Origin of the sequence: Commensalibacter sp. A3DC (assembly GCF_047307945.1) — a bacterium.
GTDB lineage: Bacteria > Pseudomonadota > Alphaproteobacteria > Acetobacterales > Acetobacteraceae > Commensalibacter > Commensalibacter melissae.
In genome coordinates this window covers 1-5,731 of record NZ_JAXOQA010000083.1, presented here as the reverse complement: position 1 = coordinate 5,731, position 5,731 = coordinate 1, and the positions used below count along the sequence as shown (strand labels likewise).

Here is a 5,731-nt window from a genome sequence, read left to right as displayed (position 1 = left end):
CTAATTATTTGATGCTCCATAATTTTTGGTGTCGTAATTTAATCAGGCAAAATTACTAACTTCTCATAATATCCATTAATATCATGTATATTCGCACCAATGGGAATTTTCCATATCACCACCAAGCTGTAATATTTGCTGTCCCAATGTAAACATAGATTGACTATCTGAAACAAACCTGATTAATGGACACTTTACAATTGATCCATCTAAAGCTTGATATTTGGTCATTGATTTTCCATTGAGATACCTCAATGGAAGAATCTGTCAATATGTTATAATTCCTTTTTGATAATGATTTCGTCATATCGATGATAGGTTTCATTTAAGAACCTGCAACATATACAAGCGATATAACAAGATTATAATTATATACCCATAAAAATTGTCTGTATAAATCTAAATTTCGTAATTTAACCTAATAAAAACTAAAATAAATTACTGAATATACTCCAACCTCAAAAGATAACCATATGATTTATATATAATTCATGGTATAAATAACATATTCATTACTTTAACGATTTATATCGGTCATAATTACTCAATATCTAGATTGCAATTTTTCGGACTTTAAAATTTATTCCGACTAATTAAATAATTAATTCGTTTATCCTAAATGATCCCATATCTCAAATTTGATAACACAACCAAATAAGTCATTCAAAGAACTATAAAAATTTTTATTCTTTCATTGATTAATAGAAAATTAACTTTTATAGTCGGCCAAAAAATTATTTATGGAGATCAAATTATGGTTGAGACAGAAATGGTTTCTATTCACCCTGTCCATCCTGACACATGCAGATATTTTTTACCTCACATTGAAATGCTGGTGAAAGCGGGTTTTCCCTCTCCTGCAGATGACTATCTTGAAGGGAAACTAGAGCTCACAGAACATTTGGTTGATCATCCTTCTGCAACTTATTACATACGGGTTTCTGGGGATTCCATGATTGATTACGGTATTTTCGATCATGACCTTTTGATAGTTGACCGATCGCTAGATCCCCGTCAGGGTGATATTGTCATTGCTTCTGTTGATGGAGAGTTAACCTGTAAAGCTTTGGCAATTAAAAACAATATCCCTTATTTGAAATCTGGCAATCCTAATTACCCCCCTATAGAAATCAAGGACAAAGAAACCATGATCTGGGGAGTGGTCATTCATACAATCCATTCTTTCAGAAACCGCAATCGTTAAAAACTGTTCAACCATAATAAATAAAATAATGATTGGATTAATTGACTGTAATAATTTTTACGTTTCATGTGAACGTGTTTTTAATCCAAAATTGGAAAATCGTCCGGTTGGTATTCTTTCAAATAACGATGGATGTGTTGTTGCCCGCTCTAACGAGCTTAAACCTTTCATCCCCATGGGAATGCCGGCATTTAAAATTCCTTTGGATTTACAAGAGAAAATCACTTTATTAAGTTCCAATTACGAACTTTATGGTGATATGAGCCAACGTGTCTTTGAAACCGTTCAGAATTATTTTTATCATGTTGAGCCTTATTCTATTGACGAAGCATTTATTCATTTAAATGGGGATCAGAAAACCAATAATTATTGTCGCCATGTTCAAAAAATCATTAAGAAAAACACTGGAATCCCTGTTTCCATTGGTCTGTCAACCACCAAAACTCTTGCAAAAATAGCCAACCATATCGCTAAAAAAGATAAAAAACATGAAGGTATTTTCTGCCTAGATATTCATGGTTCTGATTTTAGACATATTCTTGAAAATTTACCAATTTCTGAAATATGGGGCATCGGTCGTCACTTAAATGCCAAACTGATCGCAATGGGTATTGAAAATGCCTGGCAATTAAAAAATTGCAGCCCCAAATTTATGCAACAGCATTTTTCAGTTGTTTTGGAACGTACTGTTCTGGAATTAAGAGGAATTTCCTGTATTGAACTGACAGATTTTCATACACCAAAAAAAAATATAGTCGCTTCTCGAAGTTTTGGTCAAAGTACCAACAACCTGTTTGATATTGAGGAAGCCATTCGCTTGCATACCTGCCGAGCTGCCGAAAAATTAAGAAAACAGCATTCCATTACCCATGCTGTTCTGGTTTTTTTAAGAACCAATCGTTTTCACGATCAATCGTTACAATACACCCCTTCCTTTGCCATATCCATGCCATATCCTACAGATGATAGCCGAGAAATCATCAGGGCTGCTCAAAAAGGGCTTCGTAAAATTTTCAGGGCTGAATACCATTATCATAAAGCAGGCATAATGCTTTTGGATATCATCCATAAAAATCAAAGACAGCTCGATTTTTTCACCCATACCCAAAATGACCAATCAATCAAGCGCAATAATAGTCTTATGCAAGTGATCGACAGGATTAATCAACAAATGGGATCTCATACGATTCTTATAGGTGGACAGAGAAAAAAGGCAAGATGGCACCTTAAACGGGAACAGTTGAGCCAACGCTATACAACACGATGGAATGAAATATTGAAATTACGAATTTAAAATTCTTATCGGGTAAATTGATTCTGAGAATAATTATTATTCTATCTTGAAAAATTTATTAAATAACGGAGAAGATGGCAATCACAATATATAAATTACACCCGCTTTTGATAAGTTATCTTTAAAAGATATAAGTTTACCAGAAAACTATCACGATAAATTTTCGCATCTATATTAATTGGACAATAAACGCACATCTCCCACAAAAGATTCTAGGGTTTGAAGATGTCCTTGAATTTCCAAAGGATATTTATTTATTAAAGGTTTTGGCACCACCAATCTAACATTTGATTCACACATTTCCTGAAACTGATTTACCGAAACCCCTTCTTGCAATGTGAACAAATGTTTAACTGGGATACGATCCGCTTCATTTAATATTTGTCTCCACCTATCCTTACATGTTGTTTTAACAGCCAGCATTCTCAATTGTTTTGATAAAAAATGTTTATTTTTATAGGCATTTTCACATGGAAAAACAAAATCTGGTCTTTTACCATTTTCCGTCTCTGGTTGATATGAAAAATTTAATCCTTCCTTTAATTTCTCTTCTAAAAAAATCTCTCTAAGATGAAGCTCTAACGAACGACCTGACCGTGCTTTTCTTCTTTGCAAAATTTTTTTTGCTGTTTCAAGAAATGCGTCAATCGTACTAAATCCCTGCCGAATAAAAGAAAACTCTATATTTTTTTCAATATTTCTAAAAAGCTCAAATTCACAATTTCTACGTCTAATAAGACGCTCATCGACAGTATCACCAATATCAGGTATTAACTCAATCACTTTTTTTAAAATATCTATAGTTGTCGGAAAGTTGTTTCTCCAATCTTCTGGTATATTCTCTGGTGACAAGCAACAAGAATTGTTTTTGTTCTTTTCTTCAAAGCAATTCCTATCCCAGGATCGAATAATATGTTTCCCGGGAATAATAACTCCTATAAGATTTTCAATCAAATCTTCCTCTGTTACATGATCACACACCCACACATTACAAAGAGAAACATCCCGTCCCTGTTGTCTTTGAAAAGAAAAAATGACCAAAGAACCCGTATTTTCAGGTTCAAGCAAAGCCGAATGCTGACCTCCCCAGTTTGTTATACGCACTTCATCTCGAGTTCCACCATCATGCCATTTGTTATTATACCATATTGCCGTTACATCCCTGATATCATGACAACTGTCAAGTCGCAGTTCGAATGTAACCCTTGGATTTTTTTTACCACTATATTGCAATGATGGAAAAAGATCCATAAGCAGCTTTTTAGGCATGTAAGGACCAGCCTGATGAGATCCTGATGCCAAAGTATCATTGGCTGAAAGACGTTTTACATACCAGACCCTATCCATTCTTCTCTGTTCATTCAGCCAATAAGAAAGTTCATTTAATGAGGCCATTTACTTTCCTCTAACTTGCATATTATCATTACATTTACGAAACCAGTAATCGGTAATAGACACCAGGTCTTCTACAGAAACCTTTTTTTTCCCCTTAATGGCACACTCCCATATAATCATCGACCTCCAACCAAGTTCCCTAAGATTACAAATGGCAGTCATATCCCTTTTCTTATTTGTCTCTATCTTATTTTTCCAGAATTCTACTCTTGATGAAGGCATCCTAAACAAATGGCAGTCATGCCCATGCCAAAAACAGCCATGAATAAAAATTACAGCATTATATTTTCGAAAAACCATATCTGGCTTGCCGGGCAGTTTATGATCATGCAACCTGTAACGATAACCTCGTGAATGCAATATTCTGCGTATAAACATTTCAGGAGCTGTATTTTTACAACGAATACACGACATTATTCTACTTCTGGTTTTCTGATCAACAATATCGATCATTTTAATAATGAAACATCCATCAATTTAGCAAATGGGGAAGTATATGACTGGCAATAGCCTCAACAACAGGAACCACGACCGCATTTCCGAATTGCCTGTATGCCTGGGTATCCGAAACGGGAATTTTAAAATCTGACTGCCCAGGCCTGTCAAACCCCATCAGCCGCGCACATTCTCTCGGGGTCAACCGTCTCGGGTTTTTATCGCATCCCTGTGAGACAAGGATTTCAGATCCGTCCTTGTAATAGCGTGCCGACAATGTTCTGGCCACACTGTCATGATCGCACAGTCCAAAACCAAAACCGTTTCCCGCCTTTTTATGCTTGTCAGCATAGTTTTGCAGATATTTCCATAATTTGTCGGATAACGTGTATTTTTCGGAAACAGCGGCCTTTTTTCCCACGGTATAGTGGCTTTCCGGTTTTTCACTACCGTTTTCAGGGTGCAGGATTGCCGAGAGGCGGGGCCCTGACAACGGATCGGGCAAGGATAATGTGTCAAAACTGAAATCGTTTTTATCCAGAAACCCGACGATAAAAATACGCTCACGATGCTGGGGAACAAACCCTTTTCCATCAATGATACGCCAGTGCAGGCAATACCCAAGCTCATGTTCCAACACATTGCGAATGATTGAAAAGGTTCTTCCTTTGTCATGACTGACAAGATTTTTCACATTCTCCAACAGGAAACACCTTGGACGATGATATCTGATAATACGCGCGACATCGAAAAACAGGTTGCCCTGTGTCTCACATGCAAACCCGTGCTTCAATCCCAGGGATATTTTTTTTGACACGCCGGCAATTGAAAATGGCTGACATGGAAAACCCGCCAGCAGGATATCGTGATCAGGTATATCCCGCTCACTTATCCTGGTTATGTCACCCGCAATTTCATGATTGCATGCGTAATTGGCCCTATAGGTTTTTTGCGAATACATATTCCATTCGCTTGTAAACACACATTGACCGCCAATCCGGTCAAATCCACGTCTCAACCCCCCTATGCCCGCAAACAGATCAATGAACCTGAATTTGCATTGCCCATTTCCCGCAATGGCTATCTTGTTTTGTAATAATGTCATAACAGCCTTACGCGGAACGGCTTCACCCTTTTCCCATCTATATAATGTTCTTTGTGTAAAACCTGCCTCATTAGCCAAATCTTTAATGGAAATCCCAGCCTGTTCTCGTAATTGTGCGAATTCTGTACGTAACATTTTAATCCAACATTATTTTATTTGGAAATAATATTGACATTATGTCATAAAATATTCAAAAATAAAAGCGTCAATAACTTCCCTGCAAAACCTTGGCTATTTTAAAAATGGCATCAATAATCATGATAACATCACCAAGTCTTATACTAAGCAGAACATTGAT

General features: G+C 36.3%; 6 protein-coding genes. 2 read left to right on the top strand and 4 right to left on the bottom strand.

The features are described 5' to 3' along the window. Positions 1-81: 81 nt before the first annotated feature. The gene (locus U0839_RS08145; protein ID WP_155565310.1) at positions 82-231 is read right to left on the bottom strand and encodes a hypothetical protein; all 150 of its coding nucleotides are present in this window, start codon (positions 229-231) and stop codon (positions 82-84) included. Between the two features lie 523 nt (positions 232-754). Between U0839_RS08145 and U0839_RS08140 the strand changes: the two genes are divergently transcribed. Together U0839_RS08140 and U0839_RS08135 are read left to right on the top strand one after the other, a co-directional pair. Next, positions 755-1,204 carry a LexA family protein gene (locus U0839_RS08140; protein WP_232349722.1) on the top strand — a complete coding sequence of 150 codons (450 nt, stop codon included), beginning with the start codon at positions 755-757 and terminating at the stop codon, positions 1,202-1,204. A gap of 28 nt (positions 1,205-1,232) precedes the next feature. After that, entirely contained in the window at positions 1,233-2,498 is a 1,266-nt protein-coding gene (locus tag U0839_RS08135) for a Y-family DNA polymerase (RefSeq protein WP_413550453.1), read from the top strand. A 174-nt stretch (positions 2,499-2,672) separates the two neighbouring features. Here U0839_RS08135 and U0839_RS08130 read toward each other — a convergent pair whose 3' ends face one another. The 3 genes from U0839_RS08130 to dcm are packed head-to-tail and all read right to left on the bottom strand — an operon-like array spanning position 2,673 to position 5,568. Next, on the bottom strand, positions 2,673-3,893 hold the full coding sequence (locus U0839_RS08130) for a type II restriction endonuclease (protein ID WP_413550452.1): 1,221 nt from the start codon (positions 3,891-3,893) through the stop codon (positions 2,673-2,675). Beyond that, positions 3,894-4,307 carry a very short patch repair endonuclease gene (locus U0839_RS08125; protein ID WP_230882745.1) on the bottom strand — a complete coding sequence of 138 codons (414 nt, stop codon included), beginning with the start codon at positions 4,305-4,307 and terminating at the stop codon, positions 3,894-3,896. Between the two features lie 58 nt (positions 4,308-4,365). Beyond that, on the bottom strand, positions 4,366-5,568 hold the full coding sequence (dcm, locus tag U0839_RS08120; protein ID WP_155565306.1) for a DNA (cytosine-5-)-methyltransferase: 1,203 nt from the start codon (positions 5,566-5,568) through the stop codon (positions 4,366-4,368). Between the last annotated feature and the right edge of the window lie 163 nt (positions 5,569-5,731).